Raw genomic sequence first — 26,002 nt, 5'->3', positions numbered from 1 at the left:
TTTTGTTTGTGTGTTTTACGCTGCCTGCCCTGCCAAGCGCGCCTTGGCTCTTTCAGGCCCGATGAGCGGCAGAAGATTGCCGAGCTCCGGTCCATGATCGAGGCCGGTGAGCGCGAGGCGAAGGGGCATGAACAGCGCCTTGCCCTTCACGCCGGTCTTCGTCTTCACCGCTTCCGTCCACACCTTCCAGGTCGTCGTATCCCATGGTGCCGACGGCAGCACTTCCGTCGCCGCATCGATGAAGGCGCGATCCTCGATCACGGGCGTCACCGGGCCGCGCACGACCGCCGCCCATTCGGCGACATCCTTCACCTTCGTGAGGTTTCCACGCACCGCGTTCCAGAAGGTCTCGCCGAGATCGGCATCGAATGTGCCAAGACGCTCGCGCACAGCTTCGTAAGACATCTCGTGGATGAGACGGGCGTTCAGATGCTCCAGCTCGCTCTCGTCGAACTTCGCGGGCGCACGGGAGATGTGAGAGAAATCGATGAGCTTGGCGAGTTCGCCCAGGTCCGCGATAGGACGCACGGCTTCAGCGGAGCCAACGAGCACGGCGAGAGAAGCAACCGATTGCGGCTCGAGCCCCGCATCGCGCAAGCCCTTCACCGAGAGGTGGCCGAGGCGCTTGGAAAGCCCCTCGCCGCTTGCGGTGATCAGCAGGCTGTGGTGCGCGAAGGTCGGCAGCGTGGCGCCGAGCGCCTCGAAGATCTGGATCTGCACCGCCGTGTTGGTGACGTGATCCTCGCCGCGGATCACATGGGTGATCTCGAGGTCGATATCGTCCACCACCGACGGGAGCGTATAGAGATAGGTGCCGTCCTCGCGCACCAGCACGGGATCGGACAGCGAGCTGCAATCCACATGGCAATCGCCGCGTACGAGATCCTTCCACGCCACGTTCGTATGGTCGAGACGGAAGCGCCAGTGAGGCTTGCGGCCCTCGGCTTCGAGCGTCGCACGCTCCTCGTCTGTCAGCTTCAAAGCGGCGCGGTCATAGATCGGCGGCAGGCCGCGCGCGAGCTGGCGCTTGCGGCGGAACTCCAGCTCCTCCGGCGTCTCGTAGCATGCGTAGAGGCGGCCCATCGTCTTCAACCGCTCGGCGGCGGCGTCATAGAGCGCGAAACGCTCCGACTGGCGCACTGTCACATCCGGCGGAATGCCGAGCCACTTGAGATCGGTCTCGATGGAATCCGCGTATTCCTGCTTCGAACGGACGAGATCCGTGTCGTCGAAGCGCAGGATGAAGGTGCCCTCTTCTCGACGCGCGAAGAGCGCGTTGAGCAGAGCCACGCGGGTATTGCCGATATGGATGTGCCCGGTCGGGGACGGGGCGAAGCGAACGATGGGCTTGGACATGGGAAACCCTATGGCGAAGGGAGAGAAGCGGCGCAAGGGGCCGCTCTTGAAAGATCAAACATCGAGCGAGCCCATGCGCGGCTTGCCGATGGCGCGCTCAAGGGCTTCGTCCTTTTCGTAAGCCAAGAGACCTTGGTCGCGGAAGCGGTTCACGATGGGATAGCGGCGGTCGCGGCCGAAATTCCGGCGCGTGACCTTCACGCCCGGCGCGGATTGTCGGCGCTTGTATTCGGCGATGTAGAGAAGCCGCTCCACCTTCTTCACGATCTCCAAATCATAGCCCTTGGCGGCGATCTCGGAGACGCGCAGTTCCTCCTCCACGAGGCCACGCAGGATCGCGTCGAGATCCTCATAGGGAGGCAGCGAATCCTGATCCTTCTGGTTCTCGCGCAGTTCTGCGGAAGGCGCCTTGGTCAGGATGTTCTCGGGGATCACGATGCCATCGGGCCCAAGCGCGCCCTTCGGCTTCCAGCGGTTGCGCAACGCCGAGAGCGAGAAGACCTCCATCTTGTAGAGATCCTTGATCGGATTGAAGCCGCCGTTCATGTCGCCGTAGATCGTGGCATAGCCCACGGACATCTCGGACTTGTTGCCTGTGGTCAGCACCATGGCGCCGAACTTGTTCGAGATCGCCATGAGGATAGTGCCCCGCGCACGGCTCTGGAGGTTCTCCTCCGTGATATCACGCTCCCGTCCTGCGAAGAGCGGCTGCAACGCCGCCTCGAAGCCTTCGACAGGCTCGGCGATAGGCAGGATGTCATAGCGCACGCCGAGCGCTTGGGCGCAACCTTCCGCATCCTTCAGTGATTCAGCGGAGGTGTAGCGGTAGGGCAGCATCACGCAATGCACGCGCTCCGCGCCCAAGGCATCGACGGCCATGGCGGCACAGATGGCGGAATCGATGCCGCCGGACAGGCCGAGCACGACGCCAGGAAAGCGGTTCTTCTCCACGTAGTCGCAAAGGCCGAGCACGCAGGCGGCGTAATCCGCCTCCTCGCCCTCCTCCACCGTCGTGATGGGAGCCTCGCGGCACACCCAGCCGTCCTCGCCCTTCTCCCAAACGGTGAGCGCGATCGCCTCCTCGAAGGCCGGGAGCTGGCAGGCGAGCGAGCAATCGGCGTTGAGCACGAAGGACGCGCCGTCGAACACAAGCTCATCCTGACCGCCGATCTGGTTGAGATAGACGAGCGGCAGGCCGCTCTCTGTCACGCGCGCGGCGGCGATGTTGAACCGCTCCTCGGTCTTCCCACGCCAATAAGGCGAGCCGTTGGGAACGAGCAGCATCTCGGCTCCCGTCTCCGCGAGGCATTCGACCACGTCGCCGGTCCAGATGTCCTCGCAGATGGGAAGACCCAGGCGGATGCCGCGGAAATTGACGGGCCCCGGCAAGGGGCCGGGTTCGAAATTGCGCTTCTCGTCGAACACGCCGTAATTGGGCAGATCGACCTTGAAGCGCACGGAGATCGCGCCGTTATCGAGAAGCGCATAAGCGTTGTAGAGCTCGCCGCCTTCGCGCCATGGCAGACCGATGAGCATGCCGGGCCCACCATCCACCGTTTCACGCGCAAGCCGCTCGAGCGCGGCGCGGCACGCATCCTGGAAGGCAGGCTTGAGTACCAGATCCTCTGCCGGGTAGCCCGCCAGGAATTGCTCGGCGAACATCACGAGATCGGCGCCCATCCGGGCGGCCTTCGTGCGGGCTTGGCGCGCCTTCTGCTCGTTGCCGGCGACATCGCCGACAATGGGGTTGAGCTGCGCGAGAGCGATCTTGAGCGTGTTCTGAGCCATGGCACCCGCAGAATTAGCGCGCCGCCGGGAGAGCAGCAATGCAAAGCCCGAGCTATCCCATGAACTTAACGCCGGAGCCTCTGCCGCGATCCGAGCCCGCGACGCCAAAGATCGTCAAGACGGCGATGTTCTTCGGAACCCAATACAGCTTAGGTCGTTGTTCCCACACGTTTCGAACAATGGAGGCAACAATGCTGAAAGGTGGCTTACTGTGGTTGATCGGTATTCCGCTTCCGATCATCCTTATTCTCTTCTTCATGGGATGGCTGAGCTAAGTTCTGCATTCGCTCATTCCTATACCCAGACAGTAAAAAGGGGCGCTTCCAGCGCCCCTTTTCTTTTGCCTTACTCAGCAGCCAGAGCGGCCGGCCGTTCCCTTGACTGGCGCTCGCGCTTGATGAGCTCCGAGGTCAGGAACGCGATTTCCAGCGCCTGCTCGGCATTGAGGCGCGGATCGCAATAGGTGTGATAGCGGTCCGAGAGATCCGCATCGGTGAGCGCGCGGGCGCCGCCGGTGCATTCCGTCACGTTCTTGCCGGTCATCTCGAGGTGGATGCCGCCCGCATGGGTGCCTTCCGCCTGATGGATGGCGAAGAAGTCGCGCACCTCGCCCATGACGCGCTCGAACGGGCGTGTCTTGTAGCCGGAGGCCGCCTTGATCGTATTGCCGTGCATCGGATCGCAGGACCACACCACCGTGCGGCCTTCCTTCTGCACCGCGCGGATCAGGCCCGGCAGGTGATCGGCCACCTTGTCCGCGCCGAAGCGGCAGATCAGGGTGAGACGGCCGGCCTCGTCCTCGGGATTGAGGGTGTCGATGAGCTTCAGCAGGCCATCTGCCGTGAGCGACGGGCCGCACTTGAGGCCGATCGGGTTCTTGATACCGCGCATGTATTCCACATGGGCGTGGTCGAGCTGGCGCGTGCGGTCGCCGATCCAGACCATGTGGCCGGAGGTGGCGTACCAGTCGCCGGTGGTGGAATCCACGCGGGTGAGCGCTTCCTCGTAGCCGAGCAGCAGGGCCTCGTGGCTGGTGTAGAAATCCGTCGAGCGCATCTCGGGATGCGTCTCGGGATCGATGCCGATGGCCCGCATGAAGTTCAGGCTCTCGGTGATGCGCTCGGCAAGCTCGTTGTATCGCGAGGATTGCGGCGAATCCTTCACGAAGCCGAGCATCCAGCGATGCGCGTTCTCGAGGTTCGCATAGCCGCCGGTCGCGAAGGCGCGGATCAGGTTCAGCGTCGCGGCCGACTGGCGGTAGGCCATGAGCTGGCGGCGCGGGTCGGGCATGCGCGCTTCAGGCGTGAAGGCGATGTCGCTGATGATGTCGCCGCGATAGCTCGGCAGCTCCACGCCGTCGATTACCTCGGTGCCGGACGAGCGCGGCTTGGCGAACTGGCCTGCCACGCGGCCGATCTTCACCACGGGCGAGCCGCCCGCATAGGTGAGCACCACAGCCATCTGCAGGAACAGGCGGAAGAAATCGCGGATATTGTCGGCGGAGTGTTCGGCGAAGCTCTCGGCGCAGTCGCCGCCCTGGAGGAGGAAAGCCTCTCCCTTGGCCACTTTCGCCAGATCGCGCTTCAGCTTACGGGCCTCGCCTGCAAAAACGAGCGGAGGAAAGCCTGCGAGCTGCTGCTCCACGCCTTCAAGCGCCTCTTGGTCCGGATAGGCCGGAACCTGCTGAATAGGCTTGTGCCTCCAGCTATCGGGCGTCCACCGCTCAGTCATGACACATACCCCCGTGTCTTTATCTAAATCCTCGTCGTTCCCCGCAATAAGCGGTACGAACGGGCACCTATACACGACATAATCAAAAAGGCGAGTGCCGAAAGGCCGCGACTCATGGGCGGCCTTCTCGTCGGGCACTCATAGATATGCCTTAAAAGGTATACATATCCTCGGTTTTATCGACATCAAACAATCCTGCGGCCTGCTCGAACAACTCCTTCGGCAGCATCCGCAGTTCAGCTCTGTCGTACGGCAGATGGATCAGATAGCGCGCTACCATCTGAGCAACGACTTGTGCCTGCGCAGCATCGCGACGCCGTTTTGTGGGCTCCCGGTCAGGGTTTCGCGACAGCCATAACTTGTGAGCCGCAAAGACCCGTGGATCACTCGCGATAATCCGTACTGGCCCGCCTTTTTCATCGATGGCGACAGTCTCAAACGGCGGAGCGCTCTCATGCCATGACAATCCGTGGATCGGTACGGCAGAAAGCTCATCCTCCGCCTCGCCTATCTGCTCCCGTTCATTCAGCCAGGGAGGATCGCGCTGTGGCCTGATCAGGTCCACGAGATAGCCCTCGTCATTAACCGCACGAAAAGTCTGGCTTGTCCTTGTGAAGGATCTGTCCACCTTGCGCAGCAGGTTGATCAAAGTGGGCTCGGAAGCCTCATCCCGCAGCACCATGCGCAGCGACATTCTGGCGTCGAGCAGCAAGTCGATGTCGAGAGTGGCTGTAATGTCGGGATTCACCATCACCCCTGCCGCAGCCTCATAGGCGTAGATGGCATTCGTGCCGACTATCCGGATGCCGTTTCCCAGAAGACCAGCGTCATCGATGGCCCGAATAATCCGCGCGCCAGTCATCGGGACGCGCCCAAGCTTGACCGCGCGATTGATGGCTGCCTGCCTCGCCATGACCTCCCGCAAAGACTTGAGGCGTTCCATCGCCTCCTGACGTGCTTGATCCCAAGCGGCCTTCAGCCTTTCCGTCTCACTATTGCGTCGACCTTCGGACCTTTGGCGGCGCTTTCCGGAAGCGTCATAATAGCTTCGAACTAAGTATCGCTCACCCTTGACCTCCTGCCAAACGAGTGAACCGCGGTAACTCTCGGTCCGCTCTTTAGCATCACGCCAGGATAAGTAGCGCTGGATGGAATTGACCTTTTCGCGCCGTTGATCGCCGTTAAACTCCTGAAAAAGCATAGTTTCAACACTTTCGTATTCAGCGAGCAACCACTGTTGAAACAAACCATACACCAAGACGGAACCGTTTCAACAATCCCAAGTGGGTTGCCATTGAAGTGTTGAAAAATCCAGATCCTCTACTTCGAAGGGTACAGTCTAACCCACCGCCACAGGCTTCTTGACCACAACCGGGCTGCGCATGGTCACCAGCTCCTCCGCGGCGGTCGGGTGGACGGCGACTGTGCGGTCGAAATCGGCCTTTGTGGCCCCCATGGTGACGGCGATGCCGGCAAGCTGGATCATCTCGCCCGCATCGTGCCCCATGACATGGACGCCCACCACCTTGTCGGTGGCCTTGTCGACGATGAGCTTCATGAGCACCCGCTCGGAGCCGCCTGACAGGGTGGCCTTCATGGGGCGGAAGGCAGTCTTGTAGACGTCGATATCCCCATAGCTCGCCCGGGCAGCCTCCTCACCGCACCCGATCACACCGATCTCCGGAGTCGAGAAGACGGCGGTGGGGATCAGATCGTGATCGACCATGGTGGGCTTGCCGCCGAACACCGTATCCGCAAAGGCATGGCCCTCGCGGATGGCGATGGGGGTCAGGTTGGCGCGGTTGGTCACGTCGCCGACCGCATAGATCGAGGGGATGAGAGTCCGGGAATAGGCATCGACCGGGATCGCTCCCACCTCGTCCACCATAATTCCTGCCTTCTCGAGGCCGAGACCCTTCGTGTTCGGCCGCCGCCCAGTAGCGACGAGCACCTGATCGACGGTGACGATGGAGCCATCGGACAGGGTCGCGGCAATGCCATCGGCATTCTTGTCGAGACGCGTGACGGTTTTCTTGAGGGCGAGGTTGATGCCGCGCTGGGCATAGGCCTCGCCGAGCGCATCGCGGATATCCTCGTCGAAGCCGCGCAGGAGCTTGTCGCCCCTATGAATCAGGGTCACCTCGCTGCCAAGGCCTGCGAAGACACCGGCGAATTCCACGGCGATATAGCCGCCGCCGACGACGATGACGCGCTTGGGCAAGGTTTCGAGATGGAAGACCTCGTTCGAGGTGATCCCGAGCTCACCGGCAGGAATGGCGGGCTCCATGGTCGGATGCGCGCCGACTGCCACAAGGATATAGCGGGCGCGGATGCGGGCTCCGGTCTTGAGGACATGAACCGTATGCGCATCCTCGATCACGGCCCGGCTGTTGATGATCTCGACACCGGACTTTTCGAGGTTGGTCCGATAGATCCCCTCGAGCCGGTCGATCTCCTTGTCCTTGTTGCGGATCAGCGTCGCCCAGTCGAAGCTTGGCTCTCCAACATTCCAGCCGAAGCCCGCCGCATCGTGAAAATCATCGGCGAAGCGGCTCGCATAGACCATGAGCTTCTTGGGCACGCAGCCACGGATCACGCAGGTGCCGCCGACCCGGTATTCCTCCGCGATCATCACCTTCGCGCCATAGCTGGCAGCGATGCGGGCCGCACGGACACCGCCCGACCCCGCCCCAATGACGAAAAGGTCTACATCGAACTCGGACATGGCTTGGTCTCCGCTTGGAATCGGCTGGCTGCTTGCATCCATATAATGGCTGCGCCCAGCGATGCAGCCCACCAGCCCTGCCATGCACCATGACCGACGAGAGCCACGGGTGCGGCTCCGGCCATCAGGGCCATGGAGGCGCTGCGTGTCAGATGAGGCATATTCCAAAGGGAACGAAGAGTCAGAAAGGCAATCAGCAGAGAAAGAACGGCACCGACCACACCAAGCTCCACCCAAATTTGCAGGGCTGCATTGTGCGGATGTCCTATGTTCAACATCCTTCGATGCGTGGCGGGGACCTTCTGCGCCACCTCCGTATCAGGCATCCGCGGGCTTACTCCGAAGCCGCCGCCAAGCAGAGGATCCTCCTGTACCACGTAGCCGAAACTCTGCCAAAGCTGCTCCCTGTCCTTGGAATGGCCGCTCGCCAGCTGCTGATGCATGGCGGGTGTCATCACCTGTGCCGAGATGAAGCCGATGAAGGGCGAAAGGCAGAAAGCCGCGAGGAATCCGAGGCCCGCCAAGGCGAAAACCAGGCGCGGGAGGAACCAGGCCAAGGGGAAGGCGATGCAGACGATCGCAAGCCCAAGCATGGCGGCCTCGCTCTCAGATCGGAGTTCAAGGACCGCAAGGAGAGCAAGAAGCCCTAATCCATAGATCCAGCCTCTCCGAACGCAGCTGAGAACCCACGCGGTCAGCGGCAGGATCAACATGAGCAGCGTGAGAACGGGCCTGTTGAAGATATAGGTATCGGAGCGCACCTTGAAGGCCCTCCGGAGGGCCATCCCCGTCTTGAGCTCCACCAGCATGATGATTGCCGCCAGGACGAAAGCGCCGGCCAGGAGCCAGAACATCGGCGGCTTGATCTTCTCGGGCAGGAGCAGCGCGAGGACCAGCACGGCCGAGATTGGCAGCCAGAACTCACCGAAGGCCCTCAGGGACAGCAGCCTGAACTCGCTCCAGCCGATGGACATGAGGCCCCATACGAAGAAGGCAATGACCGCCAGCCCCAGAGGAGACAGTAAGGCGGATCTCAGGTTGCGCAGCAAGGTGTCGAGGCGCCCCTCGATGCCGGATGCGATCAGGCAGAGAACGGCGCTCAGGATGACGTAAACAGGGCTCGATCGGTGAGCAATCGCCATGCCTACGGGCAGCAGCGCCAGGGTGACCACGGCGGCGCGCCAGAATCCATCGGCGAGAACGCGCCGGGAATCCATCGGCGGAGTGTCGATCAAGGCCATGGGACCAAATGCTCTTACGTTAGAATCTTTCGAAATGGCTCTTACGCCAACGTCGAATACGGATAAAGCGCCCAGACGCTTGCTCCCTCGAAAAACCGCCTTTACGGTCGCAGCACCACGTTCTGACGTGACGTTAAGTCCCATGGAGGAAACATAATGAGCCAACTTCGCAAAAGTCTTTGGCGCGGCGCCCTTGCTGCGGCTGCCGTCGCAGGCTTCGTGACAACGGCTGCGGCCCAGACCGACCTGAAGATCATGGCCCCGGCGGCTCCCGGCGGCGGTTGGGATCAGACGGCCCGCTCGATGCAGCAGGCTCTCACCCAGGCTGGCATTGCCAAGAGTGTGCAGGTTGCCAACGTTCCCGGCGCCGGCGGCTCCATCGGCATCGCCCAGCTCGTGAACAACTCCAAGGGCGACGGTAACCAGCTCATGGTCATGGGCTACGTGATGGTGGGCGCGCTCCTTACCAACAAGTCGCCAATCACCCTCGACCAGACGACACCCATCGCCCGTCTGACGACGGAATACGAAGCGATCGTCGTTCCGGCCGATTCCCCGATCAAGAACGCCAAGGACCTGGCTGCGGCCATCAAGGCCGATCCGGCCAAGGTGACCTGGGCCGGCGGCTCGGCCGGTGGCGTGGACCACATCGCTGCAGCTCTCTTCGCGAAAGCTGCCGGCGCTGATCCGACCAAGATCAACTACATTCCCTTCTCCGGCGGCGGTGAGGCTCTCGCAGCCATCCTCGGCGGCAAGGTGACGGCCGGCATTTCCGGCTATGGCGAGTTCGAAAGCCAGGTGAAGGCCGGCAAGCTGCGCTTGATCGGCCTGACCTCGGCCACCAAGACCGCGAATGTCGACGTTCCCTCCATCAAGGAGCAGGGCATCGACCTCGAGATCGCCAACTGGCGCGCGGTCGTTGCTCCTCCCGGCATTTCCGCCGACCAGAAGAAGGCCCTGACGGACGCCGTCGAGAAGATGGTGCAGTCCAAGGAATGGCAGGAGATCCTGAAGGCCAAGGGCTGGGAGAATGCCTACCTGTCCGGCGACGCCTTCGCGAAGGGCCTCAACGACGAAATCGCCCGCACCAAGGATGTCCTTACGGCAGTGGGTCTGGTGAAGTCGTAAACTTCGTTATATTGCCATTGATAGCGCCGCGTTCTTTCCCGAGCGCGGCGCTTCTTTTTAGGACATTCCATGACGACATCTCCGCAGCGGCGCATCGACGTGGCAGGCCTTGCCATCGCGCTCATTCTCCTGGCTCTCGCCGGCCTCGTCTGGTGGGACATGAGCAAGCTCCAGATCCTCTCGCCCTACGATCTCGGCCCGAAAGTCATGCCGATTGTCGTATCCGCCGGGCTCATCCTGCTCGCCATCGGCAACGGCATCTCGGCGCTCCGAGGCGATCTGCCCACGCGTGAGAGCCTGGACTGGACGCCGATTGTTCTCATCCTGGGCGGGCTCGCGATCCTGATCGCGCTGATCACCCTCGGCTGGGGCTTCATCATCGGCACGGCCATTCTATTCGCCGCGACATCCACGGCCTTCGGACGCCGCGCCTTCCTGGTGGACCTGCTGATCGGCGCGGGCCTTGCCCTGTTCGTCTATCTGCTTCTCGGGAAGCTCCTGACCCTGTCGCTCCCGGCAGGCCCGCTCGAACGTCTGTTCTGAGGCTAGAAATATGGAAGCCTTTTATTCGCTCGCCAGCGGCCTGTCCGTTGCCATCCAGCCGATGAACCTGCTCTTCGCGCTTATCGGTGTGCTCCTCGGCACCGCCGTCGGCGTGTTGCCCGGCATCGGACCAGCCCTCACCGTGGCCCTGCTCCTGCCGATCACCTTCAAGCTCGATCCGGGGGGCTCGATCATCATGTTCGCCGGCATCTATTACGGCGGCATGTATGGCGGCTCGACCACCGCGATCCTTATCAACACGCCCGGTGAAAGCGCCTCGATGGCGACGGCCCTCGAAGGCAACAAGATGGCCAAGGCCGGACGCGGCGGCCCCGCGCTCGCCACCGCTGCCATCGGCTCCTTCGTGGCCGGCACCATCGCGACGCTCGGCCTGACCTTCCTCGCTCCGTATCTGGTGGATATCGCCGTAAGCTTCGGACCCGAGGATTATTTCGCCCTCATGTGCGTGGCCTTCATCACCGTGTCCGCCACCTTTGGCGACTCACCCGTTCGCGGCCTCACGAGTCTGTTCATCGGCCTCTTGCTCGGCCTCGTCGGCATCGACATCCTCTCGGGCCAGTCACGCCTGAGCTTCGGTATCCCGGAGCTTTACGACAACATCGAGGTCACGACCCTGGCCGTCGGTCTCTTCGCTGTCGGCGAAGCCCTCTATGTCGCCTCCCGCCGTCATATCGAGGAAGAAAAGCTTGAGCCCGTGCGCGGCTCTCTCTGGATGACGAAGGAAGACTGGAAGCGATCCTGGAAACCTTGGATCCGCGGCACTCTCTTCGGCTTCCCTATCGGCGCTCTCCCGGCAGGCGGTGCGGAGATCCCGACCTTCTTGTCATATTCGACCGAGAAGCGACTGACGAAGCATCCGGAGGAGTTCGGCCACGGCGCCATCGAAGGTGTCGCCGGTCCCGAAGCCGCCAACAATGCCTCGGCCGCCGGCACCCTCGTGCCGCTCCTGACGCTCGGTCTGCCCACCTCCGCCACGGCGGCGATGATGCTTGCGGGCTTCCAGCAATACGGCCTCAACCCCGGCCCGCTGCTCTTCGCCGAGCGGCCTGATCTCGTCTGGGGCCTGATCGCGAGCCTCTTCATCGCCAACGGCATGCTGCTGGTGCTGAACCTGCCGCTCGTGGGCCTGTGGGTGCGCCTGCTGGCGATTCCGCAGCCTTGGCTCTACGCAGGCATCCTGGTCTTCGCGACCATTGGAACCATCGCGGCCAATCCGTCCCCGGTGGAGCTCATCATGCTCACCGTGTTCGGCGTGCTCGGCTTCCTGATGCGCCGCTTCGACTTCCCCATCGCGCCGGTTGTCGTGGGCTTGATCCTGGGTCCCGTGGCAGAGAGCCAGCTGCGCCGTGCTCTGTCGATCAGCCTCGGCGATCCGATGGTGCTGCTCGAAAGCCCGATCTCGGCAACGCTGCTCGTCATCGCGCTGATCGCTCTCATCCTTCCTTTCGTGATGAAGGGCCTGGGCCGCTTCAAGGCGGTCGAGGACTAAGGGCTAACGCCAGACAACAAAAAAGGCCCGGGAAACCGGGCCTTTTCTTATTCTTGCTATCGCACCGAACCTTAGTTCAGCTGGTGCCCGCGCTTGCCCATTTCCTCGCGGGCGCGGGTCAGGATGAACTCGGCGGCCTTGTCCGACCAGATGCCCATTTCGCGAACGGTATCGTCGAGAATGATCGGCTGAATCTGCACGTACTTCTGACCGACGGGCGACTTGTAGAAGGTCACGACCTCCTTCAGCTCGGCCTCTGTCATCTTTGCGGCGATGACGCGCGCGGTCGCATCGATCAGTTCCTGCTTCTTCTGCTCGAGTTCAGGCCTGATCAGGTTGACGACCTGTTCGAGATCCTTCTGCACATCGGGGTTCGTCACGCTCATGCGCTGCAACTGGGCGAGCAGCGGGCCGATGAGCGAGTCGAAGGCTCCCGTCATGCCGGAGCTGATGGCGACTTCGCGGGCAGCGGCCAGATGGCCGGCGCTGGGCTGAGCCTGCTGAGCGAAGACGGGGCTCGCCAGCATGAACAAGGCGACGGAGGTCGCGGCCAGACGTGAAGCGGAACGGATCATAGAAGGGACTCCAATCGTAAGCTGATGGTCAGAGCTGACCGAGTTCGACGAGCCCCTCCCCGGTCGCGAGGATCGCGCCGGATGCGAGGCCGATAAAGAGACCGTGCTCGACGACGCCCGGAATGTTGTTGAGCGTCGAGGCGAGAACGTTGGGTTTGTCGATGCGGCCGAGATGGGCATCGAGAATGAAGTGACCGCCATCGGTGACGTAAGGCGCGCCGTCCTTGGCGCGGCGCAGGCGCAGCTCTCCGGCCGTGCCAAGGCTCTCCAGGAGCTTGGCGATGGCGCGCTCCGTCGCCGTGAGGCCGAAGGGCACCACTTCGATGGGCAGGGGAAACTTGCCGAGCTTGGCGACGCGCTTCGAGCTGTCCGCGATCACGATCATGCGTCGGCTGGCGGAGGCGACGATCTTCTCGCGCAGGAGCGCGCCGCCGCCGCCCTTGATCAGGCGCAGGTCGTCATCGAGCTCGTCGGCGCCGTCGACCGTCAGGTCGAGTTCCGGCATTTCGTCCAGGGTGGCCAGCGGAATACCCTCGCGCTGCGCCTGTTCGCGGGTCGCTTCGGAAGTCGGCACGCCGACCACCTTCAGGCCGCCGCGCACGCGCTCGCCGATGGCGGCCACGAAATGCGCCGCCGTCGACCCGGTCCCGAGGCCGAGCCTCATACCGTCGGTGACGAACTCGGCTGCCCTTTCGGCCGCTGCACGCTTGAGATTGTCGCTCACTGAGCACCCCTGAAATGTCGCCCGTCTGGTTCAAGGAGGGCCACTGCCCGCCTCTAGCATCGGACCCAAAAGTGGATTTGCACTTTTGGGGCCCATCCGATGCTTTCTACTTCTAATGAGAGCATCGTTTAAGCGGAAAACCGGATCCACTTTTCCGCACGATGCTCTAGCATGCGAGGATGTTGAAAAGAAAGATGGTTTCACTGCGGCTTCGGGCACAATGCCCAGCCGGCAAGCCTCAAGGACGCTGTGGCGAGGCTCCCGAGCCCGAGCCGACACCCGGTGTCGCTGCGTTAGGAGCCAGAGAGGAAGCCGCCGAGGACGGCTTCGCTTGCGGCGTGCAGACGACGCGCTCGTCGAAGACGTAGCAGATGCTCATGTCGCCGGTCCGGAAATTCACGCGGAAGACGCCGCCTTCGCGCTCGTGACGGGAAGCCACAAGGCCGTACTCGCCCGGCTGCTGGGCTCCGGCGCCCTCCCCCGGACTGAAGCACAGGGTCACGCCGATCGTGCCTTCCTGCAGGCCATATTGGCACGAGCTGACCTCGCCGGTGACGCGATCGATCCTATAAATCCGGTTCAGATCGGTCTGCGGCGCAGGAACGAAATCATAGGAAGCAGCCTGAGCCGAACCCGATATGCCTCCCAGCGCCAAGACCATCGACACGAACGCCACGCACCCAAAAAGCCGCATTCATCACTCCATTACGGTAAGAACGAATCAACCAGGAGCACCATATCATCCTGCCCGTTGATTCCCTTGCTCCCAGCAGGTACCCGAGCTTCATGACCTTTCATATCCCGCAAATCGCCCCGCCCATCGTTGTCTTCGATCTCGACGGCACCCTGGCCGACACGGCCGGCGATCTCGTGGGGACGCTCAATGTCATTCTCGAGCAGGAAGGCCTCTCGCCCATTCCCGTGGCGCAGGCGCGCGACATGATCGGCGCGGGCGCAAGGGCTCTCATCGAGCGCGGCTTCGAAGCGGCGGGCAAGGAGCTGGCCCCGGCGTATCTCGACGAGCTCTTCAAGCAGTTCATGGTCCATTACGGCGAGAACATCCGCGTGCGGACCGAACTCTTCCCAGGCGCGCTGGAGGCTCTCGACCGGCTCGAGGAGGCAGGCTTCCTCCTTGCTGTCTGCACCAACAAGATGGAGGAGCACTCCATCAAGCTGATCGACGAACTCGGAATCAGCCATCGCTTCGCGGCCAATTGCGGGCGGGACACCTTCCCCTATTTCAAGCCCGATCCCCGCCACCTCACTCTCACCATCGAGCGCGCGGGTGGCGATCCGTCGCGGGCCATCATGGTGGGCGATTCCCGCACCGATATCGTGACGGCGCAGAACGCAGGCATTCCGGTGGTGGCCGTGCCCTTCGGCTATACGGACGTGCCGGTGGAGAGCCTGAATCCGGATATCGTGATCGACCATTTCGACGAGCTGTTTTCAGCCGTCGTGAAGCTCCTGAAGCCGGTCACGGTCTGACGCACGGCATCGAACGCGTGCGCAACGGAGCGGCACGGCGATCGGCATTTCAATTGTCAGGAAGGAAATGGTGGGCGCGACAGGGATTGAACCTGTGACCCTTCGCGTGTGAAGCGAATGCTCTCCCGCTGAGCTACGCGCCCTGACCAGGGCCTTCTAATGGCGTCGAAGCCCCGGCGTCAAGCCACAGAGTTAAGAACCTCGCCAAGAATCTTCCAAGAATCTTCAAATTTGGATTATGGCAGCGCGGCTTTAACCGCTCGGTTACGACGTGTCGAAATTGGGGCATGGAGCGCTAGGATTTTATGGCGAAACCCTGATAAACCCTGGATCCGAAACGCGGCTATAAGCGTTACAATTCTACTCAACCCGCCATCAAATTTGTTCACTTCGAGGCAATTATGGGACGCATGCGCGCAACCCTCTTCGGTCTTGCCGGTGCTTTCGTCGCTCTCGCGACACCGGCTGCGGCATTTACGGCAATCGATCCGCTGACACGCCAGCCCCTCTACAGCACCCAGGACGAGACCGTGAAGGCTCAGGCCTCGCCCGTTCCGCGCGAGGTCGTGTCCTTCGACGGCCGCTATGCTCCCGGCACCATCGTTGTCTCCACGAGCGAGCGTCGCCTCTACTACGTCATGGGAGACGGCAAGGCCCTGCGTTACGGCGTCGGCGTCGGCCGTCCGGGCTTCACCTGGGGCGGCTCGAACACCATCACCATGAAGCGCGAATGGCCGGATTGGCGCCCCCCGGCGGCCATGCTCAAGCGTCGTCCTGACCTGCCCCGCTACATGAAGGGTGGCCCGGACAACCCGCTCGGCGCCCGCGCCATGTATCTCGGCAGCACGATCTATCGCATCCACGGCTCCAACGAGCCCGAAACCATCGGCGAGGCGGTCTCCTCCGGCTGCATCCGCATGACCAACGAGGACGTGATCGACCTCTACAACCGGGCCAAGGTCGGCGCGCGGGTCATCGTCCAGCGTTAAAAATCTTGAGACATGTCTCAGAATTGAGAAGGCCGGCATCACGCCGGCCTTTTTTCATTGGGTTCAGCGCAGCCGCTCGCGGGACAATCCCTTGGCGGCAAGATCATCGAGATAGGCCTGCCACTTCTCAGCATATCCGGCCCCGAGCTCGTGGAGATATGTCCAGCCGTAGATGCCCGTATCATGCATGTCGTCGAAGACGAGCTTGACCGCATAATTGCCGATAGGCTCGACGCCGATGATCTCGACATCCTTCTTGCCCGGCAGGATCTTGCGTTCGGCCGGAGAGTGCCCCTGCACCTCGGCCGAGGGGCTGGTGACCCGCAGATACTCGGCGGGCAGATCGAAGGCCGCCCCATCGTCGAACACGATGCGAAGGCTGCGCCTGTCCTTGGCGAGGCGAAGCTCCGTAGGCCAGCGCTCAGCGTTCATGGATCGGACCTCTTCTCGGCTTTGTTCTTTGACAGGAAGTGCCTACATATGAATTCTAACGCAAGCCTCCAAAAGCCATGAGGACTCTTCCCTGATGCAGGGATCGCCGATCACGCTGCCGACGCCCTCCCCCGGCTCTCCATTGCTGGATCCATTCGGACGGGCCATCACGTACCTGCGGGTCTCGGTGACGGACCGGTGCGATTTCCGCTGTGTCTATTGCATGTCCGAAGATATGGCGTTCCTGCCCAAGCGCGACCTCCTGAGCCTGGAAGAACTCGACCGCATCTGTACCGTCTTCGTCGAGAATGGCGTGCGCAAGCTGCGCATCACGGGCGGCGAGCCCCTGGTGCGGCGGGACATCATGACCCTGTTCCGCTCCCTCTCCCGCCATCTCGAATCCGGCGCGCTCGATGAGTTGACCGTGACCACCAACGGCTCGCAGCTCGCGCGCCATGCTCACGAGCTTGCCGCCTGCGGCGTGAAGCGGGTGAACGTGTCCATCGATACGCTCGATCCGGACAAGTTCCGCGCCATCACCCGCTGGGGCGAATTGTCGAAGGTCATGCAGGGTCTCGACGCCGCGCAGGCTGCCGGCCTGAAGGTCAAGATCAACGCCGTCGCCTTGAAGGGCGTGAACGAGGATGAGATCGAGCGCCTCATGCACTGGGCCCATGGACGCGGCATGGATCTCACCTTGATCGAGGTCATGCCGCTCGGCGAGATCGACGGGCTGCGCGTCGATCAGTATCTGCCGCTCTCGACGGTGAGGCAGAGGTTAGAGGACCGTTATACGCTGCACGATCTGCCTGAGCGCACCGGCGGTCCGGCGCGCTATGTGAGGGTGGCGGAGACCGGCGGAAAGCTTGGGTTCATCACGCCGCTGACGCACAATTTCTGCGAAAGCTGCAATCGGGTGCGCCTGACCTGCACGGGCCAGCTCTTCATGTGCCTGGGCCAGGAGGACGCCGCCGATCTGCGCGCGCCCGCACGCGCCTCGCAGGACAACGCGCTCCTGACGCAGGCCATCGCCGATGCCATCGCCCGCAAGCCCAAGGGGCACGACTTCATCATCGACCGGAACCACGCCCGTCCTGCCGTCAGCCGCCATATGAGCATGACGGGAGGTTAAGTCGTTCTGCGACGATCAGGCCGTAATACTACGCCGTTCGGTCGATTGACTGTTTAAGGCTTTCAAGTGATATCAGCTTGAACAAACAGGCTGAAGAACTGTGAACGCGTTTCATTTCGGGCAGCGCCTCTCAATACTTGCAATTCTGGTTCTGGGACAGATTTCGGTTCTAGGACTTGGCGCGCCCGTGGCGCTCGCCCAGGAGCCCGCGCCTGCGCAAAAGCCTGCGATCCGCGTCGCCGTCGAAGGCGCTTATCCGCCCTTCAACTTCATCGATCCGAACAGCAACGAATTGCAGGGCTTCGAAGTCGATCTTCTGAAGAGCCTGTGCGAGGCGATGCAGACCCCATGCGAACTCGTCCAGCATGAGTGGGACGGCATCATCAAGGGCCTGATCAAGGGCGAATACGATGCGATCATGTCGTCGCTCGAGATCACCGAGAAGCGCCAGAAGAGGATCGCCTTCTCCGACCCCTATTACCGCATCCCCGCTGTCTTCATCGGCTCCAAGGAAGTGACGCCCGGCGAGATCACGCCCCAGGCGCTTGCCGGGAAGAAGATCGGCACCATCGAGCGCAGCGATCACGAGGCCTACCTGAAGTCCTTCTACAAGGACTCAGAGATCGTTCTCTATTCCAAGGCGGACGAAGCCAATCTCGACCTGCTCGTGGGGCGGCTGGATGCGGTGTTCGGGGATGAATTGCTTCTCTCGAAGTTCCTCACGACACGCGAGGGCGAGTGCTGTCATGTGCTGGGCGATGCGCCCGCCGATCCCGCCTATCGCCGCGAGGTCTATGCCATCGGCTTCCGCCATGAAGACGAGGAACTGCGAGGCCGCTTCAACCGCGCCATCGCGCAGGTGAAGGCGGACGGCACCTATGACCGCATCCGCGCAAAATATTTTTCCTTCGATATCAAATAGAGCCGTTTGACCCCTGCTCCCTCTGTTCCTACAACCGAAGGGACAATTCAGGAGCACACGATGGCGAAGGTTGCCTTTCTGGGTCTGGGCGTGATGGGCTATCCCATGGCGCGGCATCTCGCGGCCAAGGGCCATGAGGTGACGGTCTACAACCGCACGGCGGCCAAGGCCGACAAATGGGTATCGGAGAACGGCGGACGCGCCGCCAGGACACCGCGCGAAGCAGCTCAAGGCCAGGAGATCGTCTTCGCCTGCGTGGGCAACGACGACGATCTGCGCCAGATCACCATCGGCGAAGACGGTGCTTTCCACGGCATGGCGAAGAGCGCGATCTTCGTCGATCACACCACGGCCTCGGCGGAAGTGGCCCGCGAGCTTTATGCGGCTGCCAAGGACAAGGGTTTCGCCTTCGTCGACGCCCCGGTTTCCGGCGGTCAGGCGGGTGCCGAGAACGGCGTTCTCACGGTCATGTGCGGCGGCGATGCGGATGCCTATGCGAAGGCTGAACCGGCCATCATGAGCTTCGCCCGCGCCTCGCGCCTGATGGGCGAGACCGGAGCCGGCCAGCTCACCAAGATGATCAACCAGATCTGCATCGCGGGCCTCGTACAGGGCCTCGCCGAGGGTATCCATTTCGGCAAGAAAGCGGGTCTCGACATCGAGGCGGTGCTCGACGTGATCTCCAAGGGCGCCGCCGGCTCCTGGCAGATGGAGAACCGCGGCAAGACCATGAACCAGAACAAGTTCGATTTCGGCTTCGCGGTGGACTGGATGCGCAAGGATCTGTCGATCGTGCTCGGCGAAGCGCGCAAGAACGGCGCAAGCCTGCCCGTCACCGCGCTGGTGGATCAATTCTATGCCGATGTGCAGAAGATGGGCGGCAGCCGCTGGGATACGTCGAGCCTCATCGCGCGGCTCGATAAGTAAGAAGCGGGTTCCTCTCAGAAGTACGCATGAAAAAAGCGCCGGAGCTTTTATGGCTCCGGCGCTTTTCATTTGGATGGCATCAGTTCTTAGGCAGACACACACGCCCCGGGACACAAGCCTGAGGCTTGTTGGCGGGAGGCGGCGCCTGAACCGCCGGGCGAATTGCCGGGGCAGGCCGAGCCTCGGGCCGGGCAACCGGCGGCCGCACGACGGGAGGAGCGGGCCTCGCCACCGGCGCCGGTGCCGGACGCGGCCGTTCCACGACGGGGTTGGACGGCTGCGCAGGCCGGATCATCGGCGCGGCGCGAGGGCCTTCGACCCGAGGAGCTGGACGCTCGATTGTTGGAACGGTCGGACGGCGGACGACGGGACGCTCCGGCTCCGGAGCGGGACGCCGTACAACCGGCGAATCGGCCCTTTCCGGACGCCGCACGACAGGCGGAGTATCTCTGTCAGGACGACGCACGACAGGTGGCTCATCCCGGTCAGGGCGCCGTACGACAGGCGGGACACCCCGGTCAGGAGGCGTCACGCGCGGCGCAGGCGGTGTATCCTCGTTGGCAGGACGAATGGCCGACGGCGAACGAGCAGGCCGGACAGGTTGAGGTCTTTGGACCGAATCCTGATCGACCGCTCCAGGAGCAGGGACAATGACCTGCGGCCGCTCCGCAGGCGTCGGGCGGACGACAGGAATGGGACGGCTCGGGAGGCGCGGAGCCTGAACCGGCGGCCGTTCTCCCGGACGGGCAACCGGAGGACGCTCGGGTCGTGTCACGACCGGAATCGGCTTCGGCTCCGCCGTCAGGCCGGGCTGGCGCGGAATCGGAGGCATGGGGCGACGCCCACGCGGAGGGCTGGGTTCGCCGCGACCGAAGAGAGGATCTCCGATCCCAGGCGTCCGGACGGGAAGCGCCACCGGACCGCGCGGCGTTACGGGTGCGATGGGCTCGTAATAGTAGCGCGGCGGACGGGCATAGCGCGGCAGCGGCAGCGGGGATGGAATCGGCAGCACGCCTACCATGATCGGCGGCGGAGGCGGCTCGCGAATGATCGTGACGAACTCATCGTCATCCTCATAGGCCGGCAGCAGATAGACCGGGGGGCGCGGCGGAGGCGGCGCTTCGCGGATGATCGTCACCACCTCGACAACCTCGATGGTCTCGACTGCGGGCAGCGGAGGCGGCAGGTCCTCATACACGACCTCCTCGAATACTTGCGGCGGAGCCACCGGCGCTGAAAGGCGTGCGAGCCTACGGCGGCTGTCCGGTGCGTGTGGACCATTCGGATAGCGGCGCAGATAGGTCCAATAGGCCTCGCTCGTGTTGCGGGTCACGGTCTGACGCCAGACGATGGCCTCGCGGCGGGCTGCGAGCAGGGCCGAGACGCGACGGGCGAGCGGATGATCGGGATAGCGGCGCAGGAAGGCCTGGTAATCCTGGATCGTGTCGCGCTCGACGGCGATGTTGTAGGCTTCCTCGGCAGGCACCTCCTCGATGCGGCGCACCTGGGGAGCGGGAGGCAATGCGGATGCGGTTCCCTCAGCCTCGAAGAACGTGAACGGCGCGTTGCCGAGATTGGCCTTGTGCCACGGCGTCTGCAGCCCCTTCGTGGTCTCGTGGGTGCGCAGGCGAACGCGATTGAACATCTCGTCCACCGGCACGCCGGGCTGGCGCATCATCTCCGCGAGTGCGGTCGCGTAATGGCCGTAAGGTCCGGGCGCGTCGCCATTGGTGATGTTGGGAGCGGACGAGAACGCGATCAGGAAGCCGGCGGGCGGGTCCATAAGAGCAAGACCGCGGGCGAGTGGATCACCGCCGGCGGGAAGCGGATAATCCCGCGTCATATCGGCCATGATGATGCGGCCTTGAGCGGGAGTGCGCTCCAGCGAACGGACCAGGTCAGAGAGGCGGAAGCCGTCGATCGGCACATCCACATCGCGCTGGATGCGCGCATCGACCGGCAGCAGATAATTCTCGCCTTCAAGCTGCAGGCCATAGCCCGACAGATAGACGACCACGCTTCCATCGCTCGGAAGGGCCTGAGCCTTGTCGAGGAAATCGCGCACCACGCGGCGCAGGTCATTGGCGTTGAGATCGCGGCCCTGGATCACCTCGAAACCGGCGCTGGTGAGCGCCTGGGCGATCAGGCCCGCATCATTGGCTGCAGTGGCAAGCGCGCGGCCCTCATAGGCGCTCTGGCCTATCACAAGCGCGAGACGATTCTGCTGCTCCTCCTGCGCACTTGCCGGAGTGAACGCACCAGCAAAGGATGTCAGGAGAAGGACGGCGAAAACGATAGCACGTTTCAACTGGTACACGGAGCGCGAACCTTTTTACGACCCGGAGAGCGGGTATTTCAGAGCAAGCGGTAAGGACTGGGACTTGAATGGGCCGTGAACAAAAGGGAACGCTGACGGCGGCTCAGCGGCGGGTAACCGTGAGATAGACGACGAAGGCGCCGATCCCTAGCGCCAAAAGCATAATCACCATCTCGCGGGTCTCGCCCGTGAGGGTCACGCTTCGATACATCTCGGACAGTTGCGTAGCACGCTCGGGATCGCGCGAGACGATGATAGTGAGCACGACGCTGAGCGTCGCAAGAATGAGAATCCACGGAAGGCGACGCATGACTGAACCTCTTATTTTCCCTCGAAGCGCGGCGCGCGCTTCTCGCGGAATGCGGTAATACCCTCAAGGAAGTCGCGACTGAAGCCTGCTTCCCGCTGCAGTTGGGCTTCGAGTTCGAGCTGGGTCCGCAAATCGTTGGAGAGGCTTTGGGCCACGGCCTGCTTCGTCAGGCGCTGTGCGAGCCCCGGGCCGGCAGCAATGGCGGCGGCGAAGGCCGCCACATCCACCGCGAAGGAGGCGTCCTCGAACACCTTGAAGACCAGCCCCATGCGCTGCGCTTCTTCTGCCGGAATCGGCTCGGCGGTGAGCATCAGGGCGAGCGCCTGCTTGGGACCGACAAGGCGTGGCAGGATCCAGGTGCCGCCTGCATCCGGCACAAGCGCGATCTTGGCGAAAGCCTCTTGGAGATAGGCGGAACGCGCGGCGACCACGATATCGCAGGCAAGCGCGATGTTCAGGGATGCGCCGACCGCAGGCCCATTGAGGGCTGCGATGGTGATCTTGGGATAGCTGGCGAGCTTGAGGATCAGGGGATTGTAGTCGCGCGCCAAGGGCGGGCCGAGATCGATGCGCCCCTTCTCATCCTTCGGCAGATTCTCGGTGAGATCCTGGCCCGAGGAGAAGGCCCTGCCCTCCCCGGTCAGCACCACGACGCGGACGTTCTCGTCCTGCTCGCATTTGTCGAGCGTCTCCCGCAGCTCGGCATGCATGGTGCCGTTCAAGGCGTTCAGCTTGTCGGGCCGGGCGAGCGCAATGGTCGCCACATGGCCCTCGATGGTGCAGCGCAGGGTCGTGAGACTCATGCTCGTTCAAGCTCCCGAATGGTCGAGCTCGAACATAGTGCGAATTTCCGAGCGAAGAACAGGCAAAAGCTCCTCCTCGAACCAGGAATTGGTCTTAAGCCAGCCATTGTTGCGCCAAGACGGATGCGGAAGCGGCAGGATGCGGGGCCTTTGCGGGCTGGAAAGAATCTCACGCCAGCGCCGCACGGTGCCGGTCAGCCCATCCCGAAACTCGTCGCCGAGATGCCAGGACTGGGCGTACTGCCCGATGAGAAGGATGAGCTCCAGATTCGGGAGCGCCCGGAAAAGCGGCTGCCGCCAGGCTTCCGCGCATTCCCGGCGCGGGCCCAGGTCGCCGCCCTTGGCATCCTGGCCCGGGAAACAGGATCCCATCGGCACGATGGCCACCTTGGACGCATCGTAGAACGCCGCCTTGTCGAGCCCGAGCCACTCGCGCAGGCGGGTTCCCGAGCGGTCGTCGAACGGGATGCCGCTGGCATGCGCCCGCGTGCCGGGAGCCTGGCTCGCAATGCACAGGCGCGCCGAGGCGCTGCCCTGGATGATCGGGCGCGGCTCATGCGGCAAAGAGAGGCCATAGCGAGGCGCATCGCGGCAGATACGGCAGGCGCGCAATTGTTGGGCGAGAGCGTCGAAATCGGAGGGAGGATTCATTCGCCTCAGATGGGAATGCTTACGCATGTCGGCGACGCGCCGAGACGTCACACCGAGACTTCATCCCCGGGAGCGCCGCCAGTCCTGCGGACGCTCGAACTCGCCGGCCCATATGCCTGCCCTCCTGCTCTGCGCGCGCATTTCCTGCAGGTCGTAATCGCGCCCGTAGGAAACGGCCCAGCCCTCCTCCACCATGCGCGCGCCGATATCAGCGCCCTTCACATTGCAGCGGGCGAGGATGCGCTGATAGCGGTCGCGGCCTGCGGCGCGGCATTGCACGTTCTCGCCGGAGACAATGTCGATGAGCGCGCGGCGGGCAACATCGCCACAGCGATAAGAACGCCCTGATCGAAAGCAGGTCTGATCCATCTCCGGCGCGTCGATGCCCTTCAGGCGGATCTTCGCATCGCCGATATGGATCGTGTCGCCATCGGTGACATGGGCGCGGCCTTCGAGACCACGCCCATCCGGCTTCAGCACGACAACCGAACCGCCGGCGAGAGCCAGCGCGATGATGAGAGATTGAAGGCCGCTCGACCGGGAGCGGCGTCGGCGCATTCTCACGACAGGCGCTCGGCCACTCCCGCCTGGCCGAACGTCGCCATGTCGCGATGAACGGACGCAGCGGCCTTCACGATGCCCATCGCGAGCGCTGCTCCCGATCCCTCGCCGAGGCGCATGCCGAGCGCCAGAAGCGGAATCTTGCCAAGACGCGCCAGCACATCCTGATGTGCGCCCTCGGCGCTAAGATGGCCTGCGATGCAATGGTCGATGGTGGAAGGATGGATGGCATGAAGAACCGCAGCGGCGGCGGTCGCCACATAGCCGTCGAGCACCACGGGAATCTTCTGGAGCCGTGCGGCCAGGATCGCACCGGCCATGGCCGCGATCTCACGGCCGCCGAGACGGCGCAGCACTTCGAGCGGGTCTTTCAGGTGATCGCCGTGATGGGCAATCGCAGCCTCGACCGCCGCGACCTTGCGCTTCAGGCCTTCATCGTCGATGCCCGTGCCGCGCCCCACCCAATGCTCGGCGGGGCCGCCATAGAGCGCCGTGTAGATGGCGGCAGCGACCGTGGTGTTGCCGATGCCCATCTCGCCGATAGCGAGAAGATCGGTGCCGCCGGCAATCGCCTCCATACCGAAGGCCATGGTGGCGACACATGCCTTCTCGTCCATGGCCTCCGCCTCGGTGATGTCGCCAGTGGGCATGTCGATGGCGAGGTCGAAGACCTTAAAGCCAAGCCCATAGGCCGCGCAGATCTGGTTGATGGCCGCGCCACCAGCCGCGAAGTTCTCGAGCATCTGGCGATTCACATCGGACGGAAAGGCCGAGACGCCCTTCGCGGTGACGCCATGGCTTCCGGCGAAGACGCAGACCAGCGGGCGGTCGGCGGTCGGATTGGGCTTGCCCTGCCAGGCGGCAAGCCACTCGGCGAGCCATTCGAGACGGCCCAGACTGCCTGCGGGCTTCGTCAACTGCCGGTCCCGCATCCGCGCGGCCTCGATGGCCGCCTCGTCAGGACCGGGCATGGTCGTGATCAGGCGGCGGATATCGTCGAAAGGTGAAGCAGCGGTCATGAGGGGCTCCGGCCCATAGGGCATTGCGGAATCTGATGTGGCGTGACCTATAGCGATCTGATTGCGTGGGGTGAAGCATGTCCGAGCAGATCGAAACGACACAGAGAGAGCCAATCGGCTTCTGGCAGGCCGTCACAATCGATATTGCCCAAGCTTTACGCTTCTATTCCCGCCTCCCGGTGCCAGCTCTGCCTTGGGAGCAAAGCGCCCATGCGTTGCCGGATTTCCCCCGCCTCATCCGGGTTCTGCCGATCGCGGGGCTTACCCTCGGGATTCTTCCAGCGCTCACGCTCATCTTCGGAGAACTCCTCGTTCTGGGTTCTTTAGTGTCGGCAACCCTGGCGGTTGCGGTTGCCACCCTGACGACAGGAGCTTTTCACGAGGACGGCTTGGCCGATACCGCAGACAGCTTCGGGGGCTCGACCCGAGAGCGCCGCCTGGAAATCATGCGCGACAGCCGCATCGGCTCCTTCGGGGCATCCGCCCTCTTCCTCGCCCTGTTTCTCCGCATCAGCCTCCTGTCGAGTGTAATCGCCTATGGCGGATTGACGCTTAGCGTCATGGCCCTGCTCATGATCGCTGCCCTCTCGCGGACGGCAGGCCTCATGCCTCTCGTCTTCCTGCCGCCCGCTCGCGTCGACGGCGCCGCCTATGCCGTGGGGCAACCCTCGCGCGGCAGTTTCTGGTTCGCCGCAGGATTGGCGAGCCTCCTTGCCCTCGCGCTCGGACAGCTCGGCGGCCTGCCACCTCTCGCCGTAGGTCTGATGATCGCTCTTTCAGGCCTCATCGGCTGGGGCTTCATTCGCCTCTCGATGAAGCATCTCGGTGGGCAGACCGGCGATATCGCGGGCGCGACGCAGCAGGTGGCCGAGATCGCTGCGCTGATCGGCCTCTTGACCATGATCCATCCATAACAACATTTGACAAGACAATGACCCGCGTCTCCAGCCCCTGCATCCGCGTCTGTACCCTCGACCCCGAAACGGGCCTCTGCGAAGGCTGCGGACGCACGCGGGAAGAGATCGCGAGCTGGTACCGGATTCCGGAAGAGGAACGCCAGCGCATCATGGCGGAATTGCCGGAGCGCATGCGCGAGGCTTTCGCGATGCCGAACGACAAGGCGGAATGAC

26 protein-coding genes and 1 tRNA gene are annotated in these 26,002 nt (G+C 63.2%); 10 read left to right on the top strand and 17 right to left on the bottom strand.

All coding sequences use genetic code 11. From position 1 onward, the window contains the following. Positions 1-15: 15 nt before the first annotated feature. From gltX to MJ639_RS00450, 6 genes are all read right to left on the bottom strand, one after another. On the bottom strand, positions 16-1,356 hold the full coding sequence (gltX, locus tag MJ639_RS00475; protein WP_243367682.1) for a glutamate--tRNA ligase: 1,341 nt from the start codon (positions 1,354-1,356) through the stop codon (positions 16-18). Between the two features lie 54 nt (positions 1,357-1,410). Beyond that, a complete protein-coding gene (locus MJ639_RS00470; protein ID WP_243367681.1) occupies positions 1,411-3,144 on the bottom strand; it encodes an NAD+ synthase in 1,734 nt (577 codons plus the stop codon). Between the two features lie 345 nt (positions 3,145-3,489). Next, complete coding sequence (locus MJ639_RS00465) at positions 3,490-4,875, bottom strand: class II 3-deoxy-7-phosphoheptulonate synthase (RefSeq protein WP_243367679.1); 1,386 nt, start codon at positions 4,873-4,875, stop codon at positions 3,490-3,492. Positions 4,876-5,026: 151 nt separating this feature from the next. Beyond that, positions 5,027-6,130, bottom strand: coding sequence for a GSU2403 family nucleotidyltransferase fold protein (locus MJ639_RS00460; protein ID WP_243368992.1), 1,104 nt, complete (start codon positions 6,128-6,130; stop codon positions 5,027-5,029). Positions 6,131-6,214: 84 nt separating this feature from the next. Further along, positions 6,215-7,600 (bottom strand): glutathione-disulfide reductase, encoded by a 1,386-nt coding sequence (gene gor / locus MJ639_RS00455; protein ID WP_243367677.1) that lies wholly within the window; start codon positions 7,598-7,600, stop codon positions 6,215-6,217. Then, entirely contained in the window at positions 7,582-8,841 is a 1,260-nt protein-coding gene (locus MJ639_RS00450; RefSeq protein WP_243367675.1) for an O-antigen ligase family protein, read from the bottom strand. Before MJ639_RS00450 ends, gor begins: the two co-directional genes overlap by 19 nt. A 156-nt stretch (positions 8,842-8,997) precedes the next feature. Here MJ639_RS00450 and MJ639_RS00445 point away from each other — a divergent pair, with 156 nt between their 5' ends. From MJ639_RS00445 to MJ639_RS00435, 3 genes are all read left to right on the top strand, one after another. Continuing rightward, positions 8,998-9,969, top strand: coding sequence for a Bug family tripartite tricarboxylate transporter substrate binding protein (locus MJ639_RS00445; protein ID WP_423790734.1), 972 nt, complete (start codon positions 8,998-9,000; stop codon positions 9,967-9,969). Positions 9,970-10,038: 69 nt separating this feature from the next. Continuing rightward, positions 10,039-10,512, top strand: a complete 474-nt coding sequence (locus MJ639_RS00440; protein ID WP_243367673.1) for a tripartite tricarboxylate transporter TctB family protein — start codon at positions 10,039-10,041, stop codon at positions 10,510-10,512. A gap of 10 nt (positions 10,513-10,522) precedes the next feature. Continuing rightward, positions 10,523-12,022, top strand: a complete 1,500-nt coding sequence (locus MJ639_RS00435; protein ID WP_243367671.1) for a tripartite tricarboxylate transporter permease — start codon at positions 10,523-10,525, stop codon at positions 12,020-12,022. 71 nt (positions 12,023-12,093) lie between these two features. On the opposite strand, the gene MJ639_RS00430 is transcribed toward MJ639_RS00435, so the two are convergent. The 3 genes from MJ639_RS00430 to MJ639_RS00420 all read right to left on the bottom strand — a co-directional run bounded on the left by MJ639_RS00430 (position 12,094) and on the right by MJ639_RS00420 (position 14,015). Next, positions 12,094-12,597, bottom strand: a complete 504-nt coding sequence (locus tag MJ639_RS00430) for a DUF2059 domain-containing protein (protein WP_243367669.1) — start codon at positions 12,595-12,597, stop codon at positions 12,094-12,096. A gap of 28 nt (positions 12,598-12,625) precedes the next feature. Further along, positions 12,626-13,321, bottom strand: coding sequence for a ribose-5-phosphate isomerase RpiA (gene rpiA / locus MJ639_RS00425; protein WP_341482605.1), 696 nt, complete (start codon positions 13,319-13,321; stop codon positions 12,626-12,628). Positions 13,322-13,559: 238 nt separating this feature from the next. Next, on the bottom strand, positions 13,560-14,015 hold the full coding sequence (locus MJ639_RS00420; RefSeq protein ID WP_423790733.1) for a hypothetical protein: 456 nt from the start codon (positions 14,013-14,015) through the stop codon (positions 13,560-13,562). A 92-nt stretch (positions 14,016-14,107) separates the two neighbouring features. Here MJ639_RS00420 and MJ639_RS00415 point away from each other — a divergent pair, with 92 nt between their 5' ends. Then, entirely contained in the window at positions 14,108-14,809 is a 702-nt protein-coding gene (locus MJ639_RS00415) for an HAD family hydrolase (protein ID WP_243367667.1), read from the top strand. A gap of 68 nt (positions 14,810-14,877) precedes the next feature. Here MJ639_RS00415 and MJ639_RS00410 read toward each other — a convergent pair. Continuing rightward, positions 14,878-14,952: transfer RNA gene (locus MJ639_RS00410), tRNA-Val, on the bottom strand. Positions 14,953-15,210: 258 nt separating this feature from the next. Between MJ639_RS00410 and MJ639_RS00405 the strand changes: the two genes are divergently transcribed. Next, positions 15,211-15,798, top strand: coding sequence for a L,D-transpeptidase (locus MJ639_RS00405; RefSeq protein WP_243367665.1), 588 nt, complete (start codon positions 15,211-15,213; stop codon positions 15,796-15,798). 63 nt (positions 15,799-15,861) lie between these two features. On the opposite strand, the gene MJ639_RS00400 is transcribed toward MJ639_RS00405, so the two are convergent. Continuing rightward, positions 15,862-16,230, bottom strand: a complete 369-nt coding sequence (locus MJ639_RS00400; RefSeq protein WP_243367663.1) for a gamma-butyrobetaine hydroxylase family protein — start codon at positions 16,228-16,230, stop codon at positions 15,862-15,864. Positions 16,231-16,324: 94 nt separating this feature from the next. Here MJ639_RS00400 and moaA point away from each other — a divergent pair, with 94 nt between their 5' ends. From moaA to MJ639_RS00385, 3 genes are all read left to right on the top strand, one after another. Then, a complete protein-coding gene (gene moaA, locus MJ639_RS00395) occupies positions 16,325-17,362 on the top strand; it encodes a GTP 3',8-cyclase MoaA (RefSeq protein WP_243367660.1) in 1,038 nt (345 codons plus the stop codon). Between the two features lie 100 nt (positions 17,363-17,462). Then, positions 17,463-18,284: a transporter substrate-binding domain-containing protein gene (locus tag MJ639_RS00390; RefSeq protein WP_243367659.1), complete on the top strand. Its 822-nt coding sequence runs from the start codon at positions 17,463-17,465 to the stop codon at positions 18,282-18,284. A 45-nt stretch (positions 18,285-18,329) separates the two neighbouring features. Further along, a complete protein-coding gene (locus tag MJ639_RS00385) occupies positions 18,330-19,211 on the top strand; it encodes an NAD(P)-dependent oxidoreductase (protein ID WP_341482620.1) in 882 nt (293 codons plus the stop codon). 79 nt (positions 19,212-19,290) lie between these two features. Here the strand turns inward: MJ639_RS00385 and MJ639_RS00380 are convergent, their stop codons facing one another. From MJ639_RS00380 to cobT, 6 genes are all read right to left on the bottom strand, one after another. Next, positions 19,291-21,528, bottom strand: a complete 2,238-nt coding sequence (locus MJ639_RS00380) for a caspase family protein (RefSeq protein ID WP_243367655.1) — start codon at positions 21,526-21,528, stop codon at positions 19,291-19,293. Positions 21,529-21,631: 103 nt separating this feature from the next. Next, positions 21,632-21,838, bottom strand: coding sequence for a hypothetical protein (locus MJ639_RS00375; RefSeq protein WP_243367653.1), 207 nt, complete (start codon positions 21,836-21,838; stop codon positions 21,632-21,634). An 11-nt stretch (positions 21,839-21,849) separates the two neighbouring features. Continuing rightward, positions 21,850-22,641: an enoyl-CoA hydratase-related protein gene (locus MJ639_RS00370; protein WP_243367651.1), complete on the bottom strand. Its 792-nt coding sequence runs from the start codon at positions 22,639-22,641 to the stop codon at positions 21,850-21,852. Between the two features lie 6 nt (positions 22,642-22,647). Continuing rightward, positions 22,648-23,292, bottom strand: a complete 645-nt coding sequence (locus MJ639_RS00365; RefSeq protein WP_243367649.1) for a uracil-DNA glycosylase family protein — start codon at positions 23,290-23,292, stop codon at positions 22,648-22,650. A 60-nt stretch (positions 23,293-23,352) separates the two neighbouring features. Then, entirely contained in the window at positions 23,353-23,850 is a 498-nt protein-coding gene (locus MJ639_RS00360) for a thermonuclease family protein (protein WP_243367647.1), read from the bottom strand. Between the two features lie 2 nt (positions 23,851-23,852). Further along, positions 23,853-24,872: a nicotinate-nucleotide--dimethylbenzimidazole phosphoribosyltransferase gene (gene cobT / locus MJ639_RS00355; protein ID WP_243367645.1), complete on the bottom strand. Its 1,020-nt coding sequence runs from the start codon at positions 24,870-24,872 to the stop codon at positions 23,853-23,855. A 77-nt stretch (positions 24,873-24,949) separates the two neighbouring features. Between cobT and MJ639_RS00350 the strand changes: the two genes are divergently transcribed. Further along, the gene (locus MJ639_RS00350) at positions 24,950-25,786 is read left to right on the top strand and encodes an adenosylcobinamide-GDP ribazoletransferase (protein WP_243367643.1); all 837 of its coding nucleotides are present in this window, start codon (positions 24,950-24,952) and stop codon (positions 25,784-25,786) included. A 17-nt stretch (positions 25,787-25,803) separates the two neighbouring features. Then, positions 25,804-26,001, top strand: coding sequence for a DUF1289 domain-containing protein (locus MJ639_RS00345; protein ID WP_243367641.1), 198 nt, complete (start codon positions 25,804-25,806; stop codon positions 25,999-26,001). The last annotated feature ends 1 nt before the right edge of the window (position 26,002 follow it).

Source organism: Microvirga solisilvae, assembly GCF_022808595.1.
In the GTDB taxonomy this organism is placed as follows: Bacteria; Pseudomonadota; Alphaproteobacteria; order Rhizobiales; family Beijerinckiaceae; genus Microvirga; species Microvirga solisilvae.
This window is presented reverse-complemented; position numbering and strand designations above follow the sequence as displayed.

What these genes read in the sequence shown, in the direction of transcription:
- cobT (WP_243367645.1), bottom strand. Translation starts at nt 24,872, where the DNA reads ATGACCGCTGCTTCACCTTTCGACGATATCCGCCGCCTGATCACGACC.
- MJ639_RS00350 (WP_243367643.1), top strand. Translation starts at nt 24,950, where the DNA reads ATGTCCGAGCAGATCGAAACGACACAGAGAGAGCCAATCGGCTTCTGG.
- MJ639_RS00375 (WP_243367653.1), bottom strand. Translation starts at nt 21,838, where the DNA reads ATGCGTCGCCTTCCGTGGATTCTCATTCTTGCGACGCTCAGCGTCGTG.
- MJ639_RS00435 (WP_243367671.1), top strand. Translation starts at nt 10,523, where the DNA reads ATGGAAGCCTTTTATTCGCTCGCCAGCGGCCTGTCCGTTGCCATCCAG.
- moaA (WP_243367660.1), top strand. Translation starts at nt 16,325, where the DNA reads ATGCAGGGATCGCCGATCACGCTGCCGACGCCCTCCCCCGGCTCTCCA.
- MJ639_RS00450 (WP_243367675.1), bottom strand. Translation starts at nt 8,841, where the DNA reads ATGGCCTTGATCGACACTCCGCCGATGGATTCCCGGCGCGTTCTCGCC.
- MJ639_RS00445 (WP_423790734.1), top strand. Translation starts at nt 8,998, where the DNA reads ATGAGCCAACTTCGCAAAAGTCTTTGGCGCGGCGCCCTTGCTGCGGCT.
- gltX (WP_243367682.1), bottom strand. Translation starts at nt 1,356, where the DNA reads ATGTCCAAGCCCATCGTTCGCTTCGCCCCGTCCCCGACCGGGCACATC.
- MJ639_RS00400 (WP_243367663.1), bottom strand. Translation starts at nt 16,230, where the DNA reads ATGAACGCTGAGCGCTGGCCTACGGAGCTTCGCCTCGCCAAGGACAGG.
- gor (WP_243367677.1), bottom strand. Translation starts at nt 7,600, where the DNA reads ATGTCCGAGTTCGATGTAGACCTTTTCGTCATTGGGGCGGGGTCGGGC.
- MJ639_RS00345 (WP_243367641.1), top strand. Translation starts at nt 25,804, where the DNA reads ATGACCCGCGTCTCCAGCCCCTGCATCCGCGTCTGTACCCTCGACCCC.
- MJ639_RS00360 (WP_243367647.1), bottom strand. Translation starts at nt 23,850, where the DNA reads ATGCGCCGACGCCGCTCCCGGTCGAGCGGCCTTCAATCTCTCATCATC.
- MJ639_RS00365 (WP_243367649.1), bottom strand. Translation starts at nt 23,292, where the DNA reads ATGAATCCTCCCTCCGATTTCGACGCTCTCGCCCAACAATTGCGCGCC.
- MJ639_RS00440 (WP_243367673.1), top strand. Translation starts at nt 10,039, where the DNA reads ATGACGACATCTCCGCAGCGGCGCATCGACGTGGCAGGCCTTGCCATC.
- MJ639_RS00370 (WP_243367651.1), bottom strand. Translation starts at nt 22,641, where the DNA reads ATGAGTCTCACGACCCTGCGCTGCACCATCGAGGGCCATGTGGCGACC.
- MJ639_RS00430 (WP_243367669.1), bottom strand. Translation starts at nt 12,597, where the DNA reads ATGATCCGTTCCGCTTCACGTCTGGCCGCGACCTCCGTCGCCTTGTTC.
- MJ639_RS00415 (WP_243367667.1), top strand. Translation starts at nt 14,108, where the DNA reads ATGACCTTTCATATCCCGCAAATCGCCCCGCCCATCGTTGTCTTCGAT.
- MJ639_RS00420 (WP_423790733.1), bottom strand. Translation starts at nt 14,015, where the DNA reads ATGCGGCTTTTTGGGTGCGTGGCGTTCGTGTCGATGGTCTTGGCGCTG.
- MJ639_RS00465 (WP_243367679.1), bottom strand. Translation starts at nt 4,875, where the DNA reads ATGACTGAGCGGTGGACGCCCGATAGCTGGAGGCACAAGCCTATTCAG.
- MJ639_RS00405 (WP_243367665.1), top strand. Translation starts at nt 15,211, where the DNA reads ATGGGACGCATGCGCGCAACCCTCTTCGGTCTTGCCGGTGCTTTCGTC.
- MJ639_RS00470 (WP_243367681.1), bottom strand. Translation starts at nt 3,144, where the DNA reads ATGGCTCAGAACACGCTCAAGATCGCTCTCGCGCAGCTCAACCCCATT.